This window comes from uncultured Lentibacter sp., assembly GCF_937123735.1.
In the GTDB taxonomy this organism is placed as follows: domain Bacteria; phylum Pseudomonadota; class Alphaproteobacteria; order Rhodobacterales; family Rhodobacteraceae; genus Lentibacter.
The window spans coordinates 48,343-66,762 of sequence record NZ_CAKZKL010000027.1; the positions used below are offsets into that span (position 1 = coordinate 48,343).

Genomic DNA, 18,420 nt, shown 5'->3' on the forward strand with positions numbered 1-18,420 from the left:
TCCGAATTGGGGGCTGATGCATCATACACGGGTGTTGGCCTTTCTTACCAGCGGCGCTCGAATTTGCGGCGCAAGAGGATGGCGGCGGTGTTCATCACGATCAGGAAGACCAGCAATACGATGATCGCTCCTGAGGCGCGTTCAACAAAGGCAGGGTCGCCGCGCTGTGTCCAGTTGTAAACCTGAACCGGCAAGGCGGCGGCGGGGTCAAACAGCCCCTCGGGCGGGCCTGCCGGATATTCGCGCACAAAGGCAACCATCCCGATCAGGAGCAGCGGCGCGGTTTCGCCAAGGGCCTGAGCAAGGCCGATGATGGCCCCCGTCAGAATACCCGGCATGGCAAGTGGCAAGACGTGGTGAAAGATCGACTGCATCTTGGAGGCCCCCACGCCGAGGGCCGCATCGCGGATCGAGGGTGGCACCGATTTGAGCGCCGCCCGAGTGGCGATGATGATGGTTGGCAGGGTCATCAAGGTGAGCACGAGTCCGCCGACAATCGGCGCGGATTGTGGCAGGCCAACCAGATTGATGAAAATCGCGAGGCCGAGGATACCGAAGACAATCGAGGGCACGGCGGCCAGATTGGAGATATTCACTTCGATCAGATCGGTGAAGCGGTTTTTCGGCGCGAATTCTTCAAGATAGATCGAGGCCGCAACGCCAAGGGGCAGAGACAGGCACAGCACAATCAGCATCATATAGATCGAGCCGAGGATCGCCACGCCCAGCCCGGCGGCTTCAGGGCGGGTGTCGGAGGCGTCGGGGGCTGTGAAAAACGCCCAGTTGAACTTTGTCTCCAGCACGCCCGCCGCTTTGAGCTGATCGGCGAATGCGAGTTGCTCGGGCGAAATATTGCGGTCCAGAGCGGCGCTCTCCATGGTAACGCGGCCCTTGAAATAGCCGTCAATCCGCCCGTTTGCGAGCAGGCTGAAGGACACCGTTTGACCGATCTTCTCGGGCGAGGCCAAGACAAAGTTGCGCAGCGTCGCCGGCGCTTCTTTAGAGACCATCTGGCCGAGCGCCTTGGCCGGGAGCGCGGATGTGTCCACGCCGGCCTCCTTGGCGGCACCCTGCATGGCGGCCTGAATGAGCGGCGCATAGCCAAAGGTCGAGACTTTGGCGATCTGGGCCAGATCGCCGCTGCCGGTTTTGTCCAGCTTGGCAGGGTCGAGAAACACCTCGACCTGAAGATAGGTCTGCTTGAACGCGCTCAGACCATTGGAGAGGATCGAGCCGAGCAGACCCACGAGCGCCAGCATCCCGAGCGCCACGGCCAGAAGGCCGAGCCTGCGAAAGCGTGTTTCGGAGGCGTTGCGCGTCTTGGTGCGCGCATCCTGCACAAGCAGCGAGCCATGCCGCTTGCGAGCAGCCTCAGGCGCGGCGGCGGCGGTGATATCGTTCATTCGTATTGCTCCCGATATTTGCGCACGACGGAAAGGGCAATGATATTAAGGCCCAATGTGAAGACAAAGAGGGTGAGGCCAAGCGCGAAGGCGACAAGCGTTTCGGGGCTGGCAAATTCGGTATCCCCTGTGAGCTGGCTGACAATCTTGACGGTCACGGTTGTCATCGCCTCAAACGGGTTGAGGCCGAGCTTGGCTGCGGCCCCTGCCCCCATCACAACAATCATGGTCTCGCCAATCGCGCGGCTTGCAGCCAGCAGCACAGCCCCCACAACGCCGGGCAGCGCCGCCGGCAGGATCACTTGCTTGATGGTTTCCGACCGCGTGGCGCCCAGCCCGTAGGAACCATCCCGCATGGCTTGGGGCACCGCATTGATAATGTCATCCGAAAGCGAGGACACAAACGGGATGAGCATGATCCCCATGACCAGCCCGGCGGTCAAAACCGAAGACGACGAGCTTCCCAGCCCGAGCGGAGAGGCGATATAGTCGCGCAGAAACGGTCCTACTGTGATCAGTGCGAAGAGACCGTAAACAATGGTTGGAATGCCCGCGAGAACCTCGATCGCCGGTTTGGCGACCGAGCGCAGAGGCTTGCTGGCATATTCGGCCAGATAAATCGCGATCATCAGCCCGATCGGCACCGCCACAACCAGCGCCAGAAAGCTCACATAAAGCGTGCCCCAGAGCAAGGGCAGGATCCCGAGATCGGAGCCGCCGCGGAACTGCGGGTTCCAGACCGTTGAGAAAAAGAAATCTTTTGCCGGATACATCTTGAAGAAATTGATCGTCTCAAACAGCAGTGAGCCAAGAATGCCCACTGTCGTCAAAATCGCCACAAGCGAGGCACCGATCAGCAAGGACAGCACGAATGTTTCGCTGGTGTTGCGCGCCCGCGCTTGGGGGCGAATGCGCAGCAGAGTCGTTACAAAACAGCCAAGCGCCAGCGCGAGGGTCAGCACCGTCATCCAGAACCTGCCTGTGATCTCGGCACCGCGATAGGCTTTGGCTGCCTCAAACACCGCGCCTTGCACCTCTGATCCGATGGCCACGCCCACATCGCCAAGCTGTTTGCGGATATCGCTGGTTTCGACGCGCAGCGCCAGAAGATCATCCTCGGAGATATTTTGTGCCTCTTTCAAAGCATCGAGCCCGCCCGCAATCCGGCGCAGATCGGCCATCACAAGGCTGCGCGCCCCGCCCTCGGGAATGGCGCTGTCAGGGACCATGGCCGAAATCCGCGTCTCGATCAGAACCGGCTGAACAAACAGCCAAGCCAGAAGACACAGAAGTGCAGGCACAGCCGAATAAAGCGCGACGGTCTGGCCGTAATAGCCCGGCAGGGAATGCAACCGCTGGCCTGTTGCCTTTGCCACCGCCAAGGCCCGCTTGCGCCCGAGCAGGTAGCCAACCACGCCGAGGCCCAGAACGAGGAGAAAGAGAGAGCTTGTGGTCATGGCGCATCCTGCGAAAGAAGAGAAGGAGCGGCACTCAAGCGCCGCTCCCCGATGTGTGAAGGCTTAGTTCAGTGGCGCCATAGGAACGCGGTTTGCCACCATGTCCTGAGTTTTTGCAAGCTCAGGGTCAGAGACAAGCCCATAGGCCGCAAGCGGGCCATCGGGGCCAGCGATTTCGTCAGAGACGAAAAACTCGATATAGGCCTGCATCCCTGGGATCACGTCGAGATGGGCGTTCTTGACGTAGAAATAGAGCGGACGCGAGACGGGGTATTCGCCAGTCGAGATTGAGTCGACCGAAGGCACAACGCCGCCCATGGTTGCGACTTGCAGCTTGTCGGTGTTGTTCTGGTAGAACGACAGGCCAAACACGCCGATGCCGTTTTTATTGGCGTCCACGCGGGCGAGTGTTTCGGTATAGTCGCCGTCAATGTCGATCGACTTGCCATCGGTGCGAAGCTGCATACAGGCTTTTTCTGCGGCTTTCTTATCGCCGCCGTTTGCCGCCATATGGGCGTCAAAAGTGCCGTTTTCTTCACAGCCAGCCACGATCACCTTGTCGTCAAAGACTTCGCGCGTGCCGTGCTTTGTTCCGGGCACAAAGGCCAGAATATCTTCGGCGGGCAGCGCGCTGTTAACTTCGGCCCATGTGGTGTTTGTGTTGGCGCTCAACACGCCGTCTTTGGCGACTTCGGCGGCCAGCGCGCTGTGCCAGTCGGCAGGTGTAAAGGCATAGGCCGGACCGGAAATATCGGAGGCAAAGACGATTCCGTCATAGCCGATGCGCACTTCCATGATTTCTGTCACGCCATTTGAGGCGCAGAGATCAATGTCGGATTGCTTGATTTTTGAAGATGAGTTGGCGATGTCGATTGTGTTTTCACCGACGCCTTCACACAGCTTCTTACGGCCCGCGCCCGAACCGCCGGATTCGACAACAGGTGTCGGGAAGTCAAAGTTTTCACCGAAGGCCTCGGCAACGATGGCCGCATAGGGCAGAACAGTGGAAGAACCGGCGATCTGCACGTTGTCGCGGGCGGCGGCCGATGTTGTGGCGGCTGCAAACAGGGCAACGGCGGAAACGGCTGTTTTTGCGTATGACATTTGTCACTCCTAGGTCAGGTTTCTGGCCCCTGCGATCAGGCGCCTTGCCCCGCTTGTTAGGGGCGCGACACGATGCTTTTGTGACAGCTATGTAACAGTTTGATGACACAGGTCTAGAGTTCTGTAATAAAACACTAAATCTCGACACCCAAGGGAAGCAACACGCTAAATTCGGTGCCTTTGCCCAGTTCTGATTCGATTTTGAGGCGGCCACGGTGGCGCTGAACGATGTGTTTCACGATGGCAAGGCCCAGACCGGTTCCGCCGACTTCGCGCGAGCGGTGCGAATCAACCCGGTAAAAGCGCTCCGTCAGACGCGGAATATGGTGCGGGTCGATCCCCGCGCCAAAATCGGTGACGCTGACGAGCACGCCAGGCTGGCCGCGTAGAGCGGGCTGGCCATCGATGCGGCGCAGATTGAGCACGACTTTGCCGCCGGAGCCGCCATATTTGATCGCGTTTTCCACCAGATTGGTGAAAACCTGCAACAACTGGTCGGCATGAGCCAAAAGCGTGATCGGTTCGGCGGGCAGCTCGGCGACAAGCTCCACATCCGCCTCCTCTGCGCGAGTCGCAAATGTGGTGCGCACCGAGGCCAGCAACGGCCCAAGCTCGACCCTGTCCCGCAGCGGCAGGCGTTCTTCTGCCTCGACACGGCTCAGCGAGAGCAGATCGCTCACCAGACGCTCCATGCGGGCGGCTTCAGAGGCCATGATCTCCAAAAATTGCGCGTGCGCGACGCTGTCGTCTCGGGCGGGGCCTTGCAGGGTCTCGATGAAACCCATGAGCGCGGTCAGAGGCGTGCGCAGCTCATGGCTGACATTGGCCACAAAATCGCGGCGCATCTGGCCGGCGTGCTCCAGATCAGAAATGTCCAGAAAGCTGACCAGCACGCTGCCCTCAGTGCCGCTCGGGGCGGTAAAAGCCTCATAAACGCTTTCCTTGCCGCCAGATTGCGCCAGATAGCGGGTTTTGCGCGGGGTGCCGTCCTTGAGGGTGGCCTCCAGCGCCTCAACCAGCGCCGGCTGGCGCAGGACGGCCACATAGGGCTGCCCCTCTGCCACGGTGCTTGCGAGAAGCTCGCGCATATGGGGATTGGCGCTGAGCACGCGGCCATCAGCTGTGATGAGCAGCGCCGGGATCGGAAACGCCGCAAGCAGCGCGGCGGCGGATTGGCTTGGGAGAGGGTCAGACATTTGGCAGGGTTCCGTCTCGGCTCAGATCCAGTGGGCACAGGCAGAACGGAGGCAGGATCACAGCCCCGCGCTTCCGGCGCTCGCGCATTTTATGGGTTTTGGCGGGGTTTGCAATTCCACAAAATAGGGAAGTGGCACACCCCGCAGCGGCGGGCCATGCTATGGCTGTCGTTAGGACACCGCACCACCCAGGGGGGGGAACTGTGGGGATAGGCGGGCCACGCGACATGTTGAACGGTAATTTTTTATGAGGATCCGGACCAGATGAGCTTTATTTCGCTGCCAGTGAAGCCGAAAATCGTGATTATAACCTCCAGTGGCGACACCGCCCCTGCCCTTGCACCCGAATGGGTTGAGGCCCGCGTGCCTTTGGCGCATCTGACGCTTTTTGCAAAGCGGGTTGCGCCCCCTGCGGCCTACATGGGCTGGCTGATTGGGCGTGATTATGACGCCTTTGACAGCGCCCAAGCGCTTGTGAAGGGTGGCTTTGCCGGGCGCTGCCTTCTGGTCAGCCGGACCTCCCTGCCGCGGCCCGAGATGGTCTTGAGCGAGCTATCGGGCGCGTTTCCCGAGCTGTCCTTCTCGCTCTGGAGTGCCGCCAAAGCCGCCACGCTGGCCCAGGCCTATTGTGAAGCGCTCAGCTTTGCCCGCCCTGTCACGCCGCTGCCGGCCTAGAGCGCCACGAGCGCGGCGCGAAAGCGGCGCATGTTCTGCTGGTAGTGTTCTGCACTGGCTGTCAGCCGGGCGTGGGCCGCGCTGTCGAGGGTTTTCACCACTTTGCCGGGGCTGCCCATCACAAGGCTGCCATCCGGGATGACCTTGCCCTCGGTGATCAGCGCCCCTGCGCCGATCAGACAATTCTGCCCGATCACCGCGCCATTGAGCACGATCGCCCCCATGCCGATCAGGGAATTGTCGCCAATCGTGCAGCCATGCAGCATAACCTTATGGCCAATGGTGCAGTTTTTCCCGATGGTGAGCGGATACCCCTGATCAATATGCATCACGGTGTTTTCCTGCACATTCGTGCCTGCACCGATGGTGATGCGCTCGTGATCGGCGCGGATGGTGGCCCCAAACCAGACAGACGCCCCCGCCTCTAGCACCACATCTCCGATCAGGTTGGCATCGGGGGCCACCCATGTGTCCGGGTCAATTTGCGGGGCCTTGTCGCCCAGAGCGTAAAGGGTCATTGCATATCCTCAAATTCGGCTTGCAGCTTGCGCACATGGTCCACAAGCTTAGGCTGTTGAATCCGCCGGTGGCGACGGCTCGTGATGATGGTTTTCAGGCGCTCTTCGGTGGCGTCCAGATCTTCGTTGATGAGCACATAATCATAGGCGTCCCAGCGGCTGATCTCGTCCCAGCTCTTGCGCATCCGCTTTTCGATCACCTCCGCAGAGTCCTGCCCACGGCTCACAAGCCGGCGGTGCAGCTCCTTGATCGAGGGCGGCAAAATAAAGATGCTGAGCGTATGGGCGCCGAGGGCGGAATTGCGGATCTGCTGTGCGCCCTGCCAGTCGATGTCAAAGAGCACGTCCTTGCCTTGCCCGATTGCCGCTTCGACGGGCGCGCGCGGGGAGCCGTAGAAATTGCCAAAGACATGGGCATGCTCCAGCATCCCTTCTTCGGCGACGGTTTTCTTGAAGGCTTCCTCGGTCAGAAAATGGTAATCCGCCCCGTCGGTCTCGCCGTCACGCGGGGCGCGGGTTGTGGCCGAGACCGAAAAGGAAATGCTCGGATCCCAGGCGATGAGCCGTTTGGAGAGGGTTGATTTGCCCGCGCCCGAGGGCGAGGACAGAATGATCAGAAGGCCACGACGGTCGGACATGATTTACTCCACGTTCTGGATTTGCTCGCGCATCTGCTCGATGACGGCTTTGAGATCAAGCCCGAGGCTTGTGAGGGCGCTCATTTGGGCTTTGGAACACAGCGTATTGGCCTCGCGGTTGAACTCCTGGGCCAGAAAATCGAGCTTGCGCCCGATGGCCCCGCCCTGCTCCAAAAGGGCGCGCGCCGCAGCGACATGGGCGTGCAGGCGGTCAAGTTCCTCGGTGATATCGGCTTTTACGGCCAGAAGGGCGAGCTCTTGGGCGATGCGTGTTTCATCGACCTCAACCGCCTCCGCGACCCGCGCAAGGCTTGCCCGCAGCGCTTGGGCATGGGCGTCGCGGCGGGCCAGCGTGGCCTCAAAGGCGGCCTTGGTGAGGGCTTCTATTTCGTCAAGCTGAGCGCTGATCAGCCGCTCCAGCGCGGCCCCCTCAGTGTGGCGCATCTCCAGGAAACTGGCCAGCACGGGGCCAAAATCGCTCAGAAGCGCCGCCGCGAGCGGTGCGGGGTCATCTTCGCCGCTCTGCTGCTCCAAGACGCCACGCTGCGCGACAACCTGGCTCGCGGTGCTGGGCGCCAGCGACAGGCCCAGATCCATGGCGCGCTGTTCAACCGTTGCCATCGCGCTCAAAACCGCTTCCAGCTGGGCCATGTTGAGGGCCACTTCCGAGCTGGCCTCCTCTCGGGTCAGGCGCAGATTGACGGTGATATTGCCACGCGCTGTGGCTTTGGAGAGGGTGCTGCGCAGCTGGCTTTCCAGCCCGGTGATCCAGTCGGGCACCCGAATGCGGATATCCTGCCCCTTGCCGTTGACCGCCCGCAGCTCCCAGCTCCAGCTGTGGGCTCCGTGGCTGCCCTTGCCCGAGGCAAAGCCTGTCATGGATGAGATCACGGTGCTGCTCCTTTTTCTTGCGGTTGGCCTGACTTACGCGCTCTGAGCGCCTAGGTGCAAGTCCTCTGGCGCGCCCGCACGCAGCCCAATTAACCATCTAATGCAATTTCGTTCAAATTTATGGGGCATTTGCGCTATAAAGGCGCTGTGAGTGCGCAGGGCCCTTGTTGGTCTGTGGCTGGGCCGTGGCCTGTCAGTGCCTCACGGGGTGGTGAAGCCGGGTGAGCCCGGTTTAGCGGGGTGACAAGATGGACCAATCCGGAGTTGTGTTAACCATGACCGAGCGGCTGATACCCAGACAGTATACGGCCTGTGCTCTGGTGGACGCCTATTGGGAGAGCCTGCGCCGGGGCGCAGCGCTGCCCCATCGCGGCGATATCGACCCGCGCGGGATAGAGGATGCGCTCAACCACGCCTTTATTTTGGAAAGTCTCGGAGCCGGCCACGCCCGCATTCGCATTGCCGGGCTGCATTTGAATGAGACCATGGGCATGGAAGTGCGCGGGATGCCTATTGCGGCCCTGTTCAGCCCGGCCGCGCGCGAGGGCTTTGGCCGGGTGATCCGCCGGGTGCTCAATGGCCCTGCCAAGATAAGCCTCACCCTGAAAGGGGCCGACCGCCCCACGACAAGCAACGCCAGGATGCTTCTGCTGCCGCTCTGTGATGACCAAGGGGTGGTGAACAGGATTTTGGGGACCTTTGAAACAAAGGGCACCTCGGGGCCAGCGCCGCAGCGCTTTGAAATTGTCTCCCTGACCAAGACAGAGCTGACCCTGCCCCAGACAGCGGGCCGCAATGACAGCTCCAAGCGCCCCGCCCACGACAGCCCGCCGCACCGCGCCGACAGCGGCTATCCAAGCTATTTGCGGCTGGTGAAAAGCGACGATTGAGCCAGACCCAAAAAAAATCCTGCCCCAACAGAAACCAGCCATAAAAAAAGGCGCGCCCCGATCAGCTCGGCGCGCGCCTCTTGGCTTCAACTTAACGCTTTAAGCTCTTGCTTTTATGGCGCTTTGATGGCGCAGGGCAGTCAGCTCTTCGGCCACAAGAAACGCCAGCTCAAGCGATTGCGATGCATTCAACCGCGGATCACAAGCGGTGTGGTAGCGGTCTGACAGGTCTTCGTCTGTCACATCCCGCACACCGCCGGTGCATTCGGTCACGTCTTGCCCTGTCATCTCGAAATGCACGCCACCGGGCTGGCTGCCTTCGGCCTTGTGCACGGCAAAGAACTCGCGCACCTCTCCCAATACCTGCCCGAAGGGGCGGGTCTTGTAGCCTGAAGATGATTTGATGGTGTTGCCATGCATCGGATCACACACCCAAACCACATTGGCGCCCTCTTCCTGCACGGCGCGAATGAGGCGGGGCAGATGGTCGCCCACCTTGCCCTGCCCAAAGCGTGCGATCAAAGTGAGACGGCCCTCTTCGTTTTCAGGGTTGAGCTTGGCCATGAGCGCCTTGAGATCATCCACCTCCATGGTCGGGCCGCATTTGAGGCCGATCGGGTTGAGCACACCGCTGGCAAATTCCACATGGGCGCCATCGGGCTGGCGGGTTCTGTCACCGATCCAGACCATATGGCCCGATCCGGCAAGCCAGTTGCCAGAGGTGCTGTCAAGCCGTGTCAGCGCCTCTTCATATTCAAGCAGCAGGGCCTCGTGGCTGGTGTAAAACTCAACCGAGCTGAATTCATGGGTTGTCTTGCCCGAAATCCCGGCGGCGGCCATGAAATCAATGCTGTCCTGAATGCGTGCGGTGATGTCGCCATAGCGAGACGCGCCTTCCCCTTCGGCAAAGCCCAATGTCCAGGAGTGAACACGGTTCATATCGGCAAAGCCGCCCGTCGAGAAGGCCCGCAGCAGATTGAGCGTGGCGGCAGACTGCATATAGGCTTGCAGCATTTTCTCAGGGTTGGGGATACGCGCGCCGGCGCTAAAGTCCAGCTCGTTGATGATGTCGCCCCGGTAGCTTGGCAGCTCCTGGCCATTGACAGTTTCCGTGGGCGCCGAGCGTGGCTTGGCAAATTGCCCCGCCATACGGCCCACCTTGATCACCGGCACCTTGGCACCATAGGTCAACACCATCGCCATTTGCAGCATGACCTTGAATGTATCGCGGATCGCATCGGCGGAGAACTGATCAAAGCTCTCGGCGCAATCGCCGCCTTGCAGCAAAAAGGCTTCCCCGCGCCCGGCGGCGGCCAGATGCTGCTTCAGGCGGCGTGCTTCGCCCGCAAAGACAAGCGGCGGATATTTTGAAAGCTGTCCCTCAACCGCCTCAAGCTGAGCTTGATCGGTATATTCGGGCATCTGGATCCGTGGCTTGCTGCGCCAGCCAGATTTAAGCCATTCCGTCATAGTCTTGTCTCCCGTTATCGTCCTGGCCGCCTTATAGCGGCCCCTCGGGGTGAAAACCATATCAGAAATGAATTGGTCTTGCACCGGCTTGCAGAAACGCTAAAGACAGCCGATGACGTTTTTGCGACATGTGATGTCTTGACGCAGAAGCAAACCTCTGTCCAAGTGAAAAAAGCGACACCCCTGTGCCGCGTTCGAATTGCGAAAGCCCCAGATGAGCCTGCAACAACGCCCGACGATCAAACTGGAGCAAACGCCCGAAAAGCCACGGCGTTTTATCTTTGTTTTGTTGGATAATTTTACCCTGCTCAGCTTTGCATCGGCGATTGAAGCCCTGCGGATTGCCAACCGGATGGCCGAGCACCAACTCTATGAATGGAAGCTTGCCGGCGAAGGCGGCGACACGGTGACCTGCTCGGCGGGCACCGAGTTCAAACTGGATTTGGACCTTGTGGAGATGAACCGCGACGACACCGTTTTGGTGTGCAGCGGCATCAATGTGCAGGCCGCAACCACAAAGCGGCTGCTCTCCTGGCTGCGCCGCGAGGCGCGCAAGGGCCCGATCATCGGCGGCCTGTGCACTGCGGCCTATACGCTCGCACGCGCCGGGCTGCTGGATGGGAAACGCGCCACGATCCACTGGGAAAACCAGGACAGCTTTTCAGAGGAGTTTGACGAGGTCGAGCTGACCAAGTCGGTCTTTGTGATCGACAAGAACCGGCTGACAACCGCAGGTGGCACCAGCTCGATTGACCTCATGCTCAAGATCATTGCCGATGACCACGGTGAAGAGATCGCCAATGCAGTGGCGGACCAGTTGATTTATTCCTCAATCCGCACCGATCAGGATACCCAACGGCTTTCCGTGCCCACCCGGATTGGGGTGCGCCACCCCAAGCTCAGTCTGGTGATCCAGATGATGGAGGGCAATATCGAAGAACCAATCAGCCCGGCCACTTTGGCGCGCGATGTGGGCATGTCCACCCGTCAGCTTGAGCGGCTGTTTCGCCGCTACCTCAACCGCTCACCCAAGCGCTATTACATGGAGTTGCGCCTGCAAAAGGCGCGCAACCTTCTGATGCAGACCGATATGAGCGTGATCAATGTGGCCCTGGCCTGCGGCTTTGCCAGCCCCAGCCATTTCTCCAAATGCTACCGCGCCCATTACAACACCACTCCCTACCGCGAACGCGGCTCACAAGCCACGCGGCTTTCCATTTGAAGGCAGTGATTTTTCTGGCAATCAATGCTCTCAACGGGCAACCGCTGGCAAGGCGGGCTCGTTGAGGTGGTGTCTCACGCAGCCTGATCCGATCGAGATCTGACCCGAGTTTCTGAATCTGTGTGTCCCGGAGGCGGGAGAGCACACAGGCCAAAAGCCCCCCGCCAGGGAGAGAGATGTTTTGCTCAGGAGGGCGGCGAAATGCGGTAGAGCGCGCCATTTCCCTCGCTGAGAAACCAGATACCGCCTTCTGGCCCCTCGCGCACATCGCGCACCCGGAGGGTCTCGGCGGTTTGGATCTTGCCCATCTGCTCTGCCCCGCCCGGTGCCATGACAGCGATATGGTCAAACTTGAGCGAGCCGATGAGAAAGCGCCCCGCCATGTCCGGCCAGTTATGGCCCGAATGGATTGCCAGCCCGGACGGGGCGATGCTTGGGTCCCAGTAAAACACCGGTTGCTCAAACCCGGCCTTGGCCGTGCCCTCCCCGATTTTCGCCCCGGAGTAATGGGTGCCATAAGAGATGATCGGCCAGCCGTAATTCTTGCCCGGCACGATCAGGTTGATCTCGTCGCCGCCGCGCGCGCCGTGCTCATGCGCCCAGAGCTGTCCCTTACGGTCAAAGGCAAGCCCCTGCGGATTCCGGTGGCCCTTGGTGATTGCGGTTGCGCCTGCCCCGCGCACATCCACCCGCAAGATCGTGCCATTGTCCACAGCCCGGTTCTGTGCGCTTGCATCCTCGCCCCGATCCCCGGTGCTAAGATAAAGCGCGCCATCCTGCGCCTCGGCCAGACGCCCGCCAAAATGCCGCCCGCCCCGGCTGTCCGTCTTCATGCTGTAAAGAACACGCAGCCCCAGCAGCCGGTCGTCCTCAAGGCGGGCAGATGCGACAGTGGTGCCCTGCGCGCCACCGCTGTCTTGCACATAGCTCAGATAAATCCGCCCCGTGCGGGCCATGTCGCGGGCCGGGAGCACATCCAGCAAACCGCCTTGCCCGATCACCCGGATCTCAGGCAGCCCGCCGATCGCATGGCGCGCGCCGGTGCTGTCAATCCGCCACAGGCGGCCGCGTTTTTCTGTGACAAGCACATCACCGGAGGGCAGAAAGCCAAAGCTCCAAGGCCCGCTGAACCCCGTGCTCACAGTGCGGATCGCGCCGATCTGCTGGCCCATGAGAGGCCCCGCCAGAAGCTGAAGCGCCAAAACGACAGCGCCCGCGAGGCTGAAAAACCAAAGAGAGGTGCGGCGACAAGACTGCATGACCCCATCTTAGGTCTGCGCGGGGGCAAAGCAACTGACATGGCCGTGATCAACCGGGGTCTGCGCGCACCGCCTGGCGCGCTTAACGCTTGGTCATCTGCGGCCCATAGGTGCAAAATCATGCTTTTCTTTTTACAAGCCTGCGCTATTCTGTGCAACAGTCTAAAAATCAAAAACACCACTTGGGAGAAGACGTATGAAAAAACTATTGATGGCCACCGCCGCAACAGCCTTGATGGCGGGCGGCGCATTTGCGGATGATGTCAAAATCGGCATTATTCTCGGGTTCACAGGCCCGCTGGAATCGATCACCCCGGCGATGGCCGCTGGCGCTGAGCTGGCCATGAAAGAAGTCACAGACAGTGGCAAGTTCATGGGCGGTTCTGCGGTTGTGCCAGTGCGCGGCGATTCGACCTGCATTGACGCCGCTGCGGCCACCTCGGCGGCCGAGCGCCTTGTCACCTCCGATGGTGTGGCCGGCATCATGGGCGCAGACTGCTCCGGCGTGACCGGCGCGATCTTGCAAAACGTGGCGCGCCCCAATGGCATCGTCATGGTGTCGCCCTCGGCCACATCGCCCGGCCTGTCGACAGCCGAAGATGATGGGCTTTTCTTCCGCACAGCGCCGTCAGATGCGCGCCAGGGCGTGATTGTCACAAACATTCTGCAAGACCGCGGCTTCAGCGAAATCGCGATCAGCTACACCAACAACGACTATGGCAAGGGCCTGGCCGACGCGATTCAAACCGAGTTTGAAGCGGCGGGCGGCACGGTCACAATCGTCTCAGCCCACGAAGATGGCAAAGCCGACTATTCTGCCGAAGTGGGCGCACTTGCCTCTGCGGGCGGTGAAGTGCTGGTTGTGGCCGGCTATGTTGACCAAGGCGGCTCGGGCATTGTGCGCTCCGCTCTGGACACAGGCGCGTTTGAAACCTTCTACTTCCCCGATGGGATGGTTGGTGCGAAGCTCAACGAAAACTTCGGCGCCGAGCTGAATGGTTCGTTCGGGGCCTATCCCGGCACAGACAGCACCGGCGCAGCCACATTCGTGGGCATGGCCGAGGGCGCTGGCTTTGACGGCACAAGCGCATTTGCGCCGGAAAGCTATGACGCCGCAGCGCTGATCATGATGGCCATGGCCAAGGCAGGCTCCACAGCCTCGGCCGATTACAAAGACCACATCATGGATCTTGCCAACGCACCGGGTGAGCAGATCTTCCCTGGCGAGCTGGGCAAGGCGCTTGATCTGATCGCCGCAGGCACAGACATCGACTATGTCGGCGCCACGGCGGTTGAACTGGTGGGTGCGGGCGAGTCAGCCGGCAACTATCAGGAAATCGAATTTGCCGATGGCGTCTATTCGACAATCGGCTACCGCTAAGCTTTTGCTTGACAACAAAACAGCCCGAGGCTTGCTTCGGGCTGTTTTTCTTATCTAATTACAATACATTGGGGGGTAAGCTGCATGATCGAAGTGCATGATCTTCATAAGCACTTTGGCGGCTTTCATGCTGTTGATGGTGCGACGCTGAGCATTGAAAAAGGCTCGATCACCGGGCTGATCGGCCCCAATGGCGCGGGCAAGACGACGCTCTTTAATGTGATTGCCGGTGTTCTGCCGCCCACCTCGGGCCGTGTGATCATGGATGGCGAAGACATCACCGGCCTGCCGCCCCATGCGCTGTTTCACAAGGGCTTGCTGCGCACCTTCCAGATTGCCCATGAGTTCAGCTCCATGACCTGCCGCGAAAACCTGATGATGGTGCCTGCGGGCCAGTCAGGCGAGACGCTCTGGAACACTTGGTTCGGGCGCAAGCGCATTGCCAATGAGGAACGCGCGCTGCGCGCCAAGGCCGATGAGGTGCTGGAGTTTCTGACCATTTCGCATCTGGCAGACCATAAGGCCGGTCAGGTGTCGGGCGGGCAGAAAAAGCTGCTGGAACTGGGCCGCACCATGATGGTGGATGCCAAGATTGTCTTTCTCGATGAGGTGGGCGCCGGTGTGAACCGCACCCTGCTCTATACAATTTCCGACACCATCAAGCGCCTCAATGAAGAGCGCGGCTATACGTTTGTGGTGATCGAACATGACATGGACTTTATCGGAATGCTCTGTGATCCGGTGATTTGCATGGCTGAGGGGCGTGTTTTGGCTGAGGGCTCGCTGGATGAGATCAAGGCCAACGAACAGGTGATCGAGGCCTATCTGGGCACGGGCCTGAAAAACAAAGACAAGGTGGGCGCATGATGGAGCTGTCACATTTGGGGCTTTGCCCCAAACCCCAGGATATTTTGAGAAAGAAAAAGGGGGGCGCGGATGTCTGAGCCTTTTTTGATCGGTCAGGATATGACCGGCGGCTATTCCAAGGGCGGCCCCGATATTTTGCACAATTGCACCATCTCGGTGGATCGCGGTGAGATTGCCGTGATCGTGGGCCCAAATGGCGCGGGCAAATCCACCGCGATGAAAGCGGTTTTCGGGATGCTCGATCTGCGCGAAGGCTCTGTGACGCTGGATGGCCAGGACATCACCGCGCTCTCCCCGCAAGACCGGGTGGTGCAGGGCATGGGCTTTGTGCCGCAAACCTCCAATATTTTTCCCTCCCTCACAGTTGAGGAAAACCTTGAGATGGGCGCTTTCATCCGCAGTGATGATTTCTCCGACACGATGGCGCAGATCTATGAGCTCTTCCCGATCCTCAAAGACAAGCGCCAGCAGGCGGCAGGCGAGCTCTCCGGCGGGCAGCGCCAACAGGTTGCGGTGGGGCGCGCCCTGATGACCCAACCCAAGGTGCTTATGCTGGATGAGCCCACAGCCGGTGTCTCGCCGATTGTGATGGATGAATTGTTTGACCGCATCATCGAGGTCGCACGCACCGGAATTCCGATCTTGATGGTTGAGCAGAACGCCCGCCAAGCCCTTGAGATTGCGGATAAAGGCTATGTCCTGGTGCAGGGCGCCAATGCCCATACGGGCACAGGCAAGGAGCTGCTGGCCAACCCCGATGTGCGCCGCAGCTTCCTGGGGGGCTGATGCGCGCGCCCCGATCATATGTCGCCGCCCTGTTTGTCGGGTTGATGCCACAGGCCGCTCTGGCCTTTCCCTGCACTTTTGTGACGGAATGCTTTGAAGACCAGCCCTGTGCGCCGTCGGATTTTGAGCTGGTGGTGCAGCTTGAAGACCAGCGGCTGTCAACCGCCTTTGGCGATCTGACCATTGTGGCGCGCAAGGGCGAGGCGGCGCTGATCACGCTTTTTGCCACCGGTCAGGGCGGTGAATACCTGATGTCAATCACCCCAGAGGCCGCGCGCTTCAGCACACATCTCAACACGGGGCCGCGTGCGGTCCAGTATCTTGGCACTTGCGAAGGAGCCTTCTGAATGGACCTTTTGAACGCAGCCGTGGCGCTCGCCAATTTTGTTCTGATCCCTGCCACCGCATATGGCGCGCAGCTCGCGCTCGGTGCGCTCGGGGTCACGCTGATCTATGGCATCCTGCGGTTTTCCAATTTTGCCCATGGCGATACGATGGCCTTCGGGGCCATGGTGACCGTGCTGGTCACTTGGCTGTTCCAATCACTGGGGATCAGCTTTGGCCCCCTGCCGACGGCGCTGCTTGCCTTGCCCTTCGGCATTCTGGGCTGCGTGGCGCTGGTGTTGCTCACCGACCGCGCGGTGTATCGCTTTTATCGCGCGCAGAAAGCCAAACCCGTCATTCTGGTGATCGTTTCCATGGGGGTGATGTTCATCATGAACGGGCTGACCCGCTTTATCATCGGTCCGGATGACCAGCGCTTTGCCGATGGCGAGCGGTTCATCATCTCGGTGCGCGAGTTCAAACAGATGACAGGTCTGTCAGAGGGCTTGGCGATCAAAACCACCCAGGGCATCACCCTCATCACCGCTCTTGTGGTTGTGGCGGCGCTGTTCTGGTTTCTCAACCGCACCCGCACGGGCAAATCCATGCGTGCCTATTCCGACAACGAAGACCTGGCCTTGCTCTCGGGCATCAACCCCGAGCGCGTCGTTATGATCACCTGGATCATCGTTGCGACGCTGGCCACCGTGGCAGGGGTGCTTTACGGGCTCGACAAAACCTTCAAGCCCTTTGTCTATTTCCAGCTCCTCCTGCCGATCTTTGCCGCGGCGATTGTCGGTGGTCTTGGCAACCCGCTCGGGGCCATTGCCGGCGGCTTTGTCATTGCCTTCTCGGAAGTCACCGTCACCTACGCCTGGAAAAAGGTGCTGGTGCATGCGCTGCCTGAGCCGCTGGAGCCAGACAGCCTGGTGCAGCTTCTCTCCACCGATTACAAATTCGCGGTGAGCTTTGTGATCTTGCTCATCGTGCTCATCTTCAAACCCACAGGACTGTTCAAGGGGCAATCGGTATGAGCGACACAACGCGCAACTCTGTATACTTCGCCATCGTCGCGCTGCTGATCATCGGCACCGGCCTTTTGCAGTCGTGGAACGCCGCGCTCTTTATCCTTAACATGGGGCTGATTTCGGCCATCATGGCGCTTGGGGTCAATTTGCAATGGGGCTTTGCCGGTCTCTTCAATGTTGGCATCATGGGGTTTGTTGCGCTTGGCGGCTTAGCCACAGTGCTCGTGTCCATGCCCCCCGTGGACGGGGCATGGAGCGCGGGGGGGCTGCGCATTCTGCTCGGCCTTGGCTTGGGGGTGATGAGCCTGGTCTCTACGGTATTGCTCTACAAGCAAATGCAGCCGGGCCGCCGGCGCAACATGGCCATCATCGCGGTGCTGCTCATTGGCTTCTTTGCCTTTCGCGCGGTGTTTGACGGCGGTGTGGAAGCGGTCGAGGCGATCAACCCCGCCAATGCCGGCAATATCGGCGGCCTCGGGCTGCCTGTGCTGCTGGCCTGGCCCATTGGCGGCGTGTTGGCCGCCGGTGCAGCCTGGATCATCGGCAAGACAGCCCTTGGCCTGCGCTCGGATTACCTGGCCATTGCCACGCTGGGGATTGCCGAAATCATCATCGCCGTGATGAAAAACGAAGATTGGATGGCCCGCGGCGTGAAGAACGTCATCGGCCTGCCCCGACCGGTGCCTTATGAAATCGAGCTGCAAAGCTCTCCGAGCTTTGTCGCTCAGGCGCAGGCCCTCGGGTTTGACCCGGTGACGGCCTCAACCCTCTGGGTCAAACTTCTTTATGCGGGCCTCTTTGCCGTCGTGCTGCTCATTCTCTTTCTCATGGCCCAAGCCGCGCTCAAGAGCCCCTGGGGGCGCATGATGCGCGCCATCCGTGACAATGAGGTGGCCTCTGAGGCGATGGGCAAAGATGTGAAGGCACGGCATCTCCAGATTTTCATTCTGGGCTCTGCCATTTGCGGCATCGCCGGTGCCATGATCACCACGCTCGATGGCCAGCTCACACCCACCTCCTATCAGCCCCTGCGCTTTACCTTTCTGGTTTGGCTGATGGTGATCGTCGGCGGGTCGGGCAACAACCTTGGCGCCGTGCTGGGCGGGTTTGTGATCTGGTTCTTCTGGGTGCAAGTCGAGCCGATGGGCCACGCGTTGCTCACATTCGTGACGTCGGGCATGGCCGAGGACAATGCCTTGCGCGCACATCTGCTTGAGTCTGCCGCCCATATGCGCTTGCTCACCATGGGGGTGATCTTGCTGTGCGTCTTGCGCTTCAGCCCGCGTGGGCTGATCCCGGAGAAGTAGCACA

The 18,420-nt window shown here is 60.3% G+C and carries 18 protein-coding genes; 9 read left to right on the forward strand and 9 right to left on the reverse strand.

Translation table 11 applies throughout. The features are described from left to right. Positions 1-44: 44 nt before the first annotated feature. The 4 genes from pstA to Q0478_RS07255 all read right to left on the reverse strand — a co-directional run bounded on the left by pstA (position 45) and on the right by Q0478_RS07255 (position 5,160). A complete protein-coding gene (gene pstA, locus Q0478_RS07240) occupies positions 45-1,403 on the reverse strand; it encodes a phosphate ABC transporter permease PstA (RefSeq protein ID WP_298677695.1) in 1,359 nt (452 codons plus the stop codon). Beyond that, positions 1,400-2,860 carry a phosphate ABC transporter permease subunit PstC gene (gene pstC / locus Q0478_RS07245; protein ID WP_298677697.1) on the reverse strand — a complete coding sequence of 487 codons (1,461 nt, stop codon included), beginning with the start codon at positions 2,858-2,860 and terminating at the stop codon, positions 1,400-1,402. The genes pstA and pstC overlap by 4 nt, the downstream gene beginning before the upstream one ends. 63 nt (positions 2,861-2,923) lie before the next feature. Beyond that, on the reverse strand, positions 2,924-3,964 hold the full coding sequence (locus Q0478_RS07250; protein WP_298677700.1) for a substrate-binding domain-containing protein: 1,041 nt from the start codon (positions 3,962-3,964) through the stop codon (positions 2,924-2,926). Between the two features lie 134 nt (positions 3,965-4,098). Next, on the reverse strand, positions 4,099-5,160 hold the full coding sequence (locus tag Q0478_RS07255; RefSeq protein WP_298677702.1) for an ATP-binding protein: 1,062 nt from the start codon (positions 5,158-5,160) through the stop codon (positions 4,099-4,101). A gap of 264 nt (positions 5,161-5,424) precedes the next feature. Here Q0478_RS07255 and Q0478_RS07260 point away from each other — a divergent pair, with 264 nt between their 5' ends. Then, complete coding sequence (locus tag Q0478_RS07260) at positions 5,425-5,835, forward strand: hypothetical protein (RefSeq protein ID WP_298677705.1); 411 nt, start codon at positions 5,425-5,427, stop codon at positions 5,833-5,835. On the opposite strand, the gene Q0478_RS07265 is transcribed toward Q0478_RS07260, so the two are convergent. From Q0478_RS07265 to Q0478_RS07275, 3 genes are read right to left on the reverse strand one after another with little or no spacing between them, the layout of a single operon-like run. Then, the gene (locus Q0478_RS07265; RefSeq protein ID WP_298677708.1) at positions 5,832-6,353 is read right to left on the reverse strand and encodes a gamma carbonic anhydrase family protein; all 522 of its coding nucleotides are present in this window, start codon (positions 6,351-6,353) and stop codon (positions 5,832-5,834) included. The genes Q0478_RS07260 and Q0478_RS07265 overlap by 4 nt on opposite strands. After that, positions 6,350-6,991, reverse strand: a complete 642-nt coding sequence (gmk, locus tag Q0478_RS07270; protein ID WP_298677711.1) for a guanylate kinase — start codon at positions 6,989-6,991, stop codon at positions 6,350-6,352. The genes Q0478_RS07265 and gmk overlap by 4 nt, the downstream gene beginning before the upstream one ends. 3 nt (positions 6,992-6,994) lie before the next feature. Then, positions 6,995-7,882, reverse strand: coding sequence for a YicC/YloC family endoribonuclease (locus tag Q0478_RS07275; protein ID WP_298677713.1), 888 nt, complete (start codon positions 7,880-7,882; stop codon positions 6,995-6,997). A 248-nt stretch (positions 7,883-8,130) separates the two neighbouring features. On the opposite strand from Q0478_RS07275, the gene Q0478_RS07280 reads away from it, so the two are divergent. Next, a complete protein-coding gene (locus Q0478_RS07280) occupies positions 8,131-8,772 on the forward strand; it encodes a PAS domain-containing protein (RefSeq protein ID WP_298677715.1) in 642 nt (213 codons plus the stop codon). Positions 8,773-8,871: 99 nt separating this feature from the next. Here the strand turns inward: Q0478_RS07280 and Q0478_RS07285 are convergent, their stop codons facing one another. Then, positions 8,872-10,242: a class II 3-deoxy-7-phosphoheptulonate synthase gene (locus tag Q0478_RS07285; protein ID WP_298677717.1), complete on the reverse strand. Its 1,371-nt coding sequence runs from the start codon at positions 10,240-10,242 to the stop codon at positions 8,872-8,874. 214 nt (positions 10,243-10,456) lie between these two features. Between Q0478_RS07285 and Q0478_RS07290 the strand changes: the two genes are divergently transcribed. Further along, a complete protein-coding gene (locus Q0478_RS07290) occupies positions 10,457-11,464 on the forward strand; it encodes a GlxA family transcriptional regulator (protein ID WP_298677721.1) in 1,008 nt (335 codons plus the stop codon). A gap of 185 nt (positions 11,465-11,649) precedes the next feature. Here Q0478_RS07290 and Q0478_RS07295 read toward each other — a convergent pair whose 3' ends face one another. Next, positions 11,650-12,723 (reverse strand): PQQ-dependent sugar dehydrogenase, encoded by a 1,074-nt coding sequence (locus tag Q0478_RS07295; RefSeq protein ID WP_298677724.1) that lies wholly within the window; start codon positions 12,721-12,723, stop codon positions 11,650-11,652. 196 nt (positions 12,724-12,919) lie between these two features. Here Q0478_RS07295 and Q0478_RS07300 point away from each other — a divergent pair, with 196 nt between their 5' ends. The 6 genes from Q0478_RS07300 (at position 12,920) to Q0478_RS07325 (ending at position 18,416) form a co-directional block, all read left to right on the forward strand. Further along, on the forward strand, positions 12,920-14,104 hold the full coding sequence (locus Q0478_RS07300) for an ABC transporter substrate-binding protein (RefSeq protein ID WP_298677727.1): 1,185 nt from the start codon (positions 12,920-12,922) through the stop codon (positions 14,102-14,104). An 84-nt stretch (positions 14,105-14,188) separates the two neighbouring features. Beyond that, positions 14,189-14,971 carry an ABC transporter ATP-binding protein gene (locus Q0478_RS07305; RefSeq protein ID WP_298677729.1) on the forward strand — a complete coding sequence of 261 codons (783 nt, stop codon included), beginning with the start codon at positions 14,189-14,191 and terminating at the stop codon, positions 14,969-14,971. Positions 14,972-15,040: 69 nt separating this feature from the next. Beyond that, a complete protein-coding gene (locus Q0478_RS07310) occupies positions 15,041-15,757 on the forward strand; it encodes an ABC transporter ATP-binding protein (RefSeq protein WP_298677732.1) in 717 nt (238 codons plus the stop codon). After that, positions 15,757-16,104 carry a hypothetical protein gene (locus tag Q0478_RS07315; protein WP_298677734.1) on the forward strand — a complete coding sequence of 116 codons (348 nt, stop codon included), beginning with the start codon at positions 15,757-15,759 and terminating at the stop codon, positions 16,102-16,104. The genes Q0478_RS07310 and Q0478_RS07315 overlap by 1 nt, the downstream gene beginning before the upstream one ends. Then, positions 16,105-17,115: a branched-chain amino acid ABC transporter permease gene (locus Q0478_RS07320; RefSeq protein WP_298677737.1), complete on the forward strand. Its 1,011-nt coding sequence runs from the start codon at positions 16,105-16,107 to the stop codon at positions 17,113-17,115. Beyond that, a complete protein-coding gene (locus Q0478_RS07325; RefSeq protein WP_298677740.1) occupies positions 17,112-18,416 on the forward strand; it encodes a branched-chain amino acid ABC transporter permease in 1,305 nt (434 codons plus the stop codon). The genes Q0478_RS07320 and Q0478_RS07325 overlap by 4 nt, the downstream gene beginning before the upstream one ends. Positions 18,417-18,420: the final 4 nt, after the last annotated feature.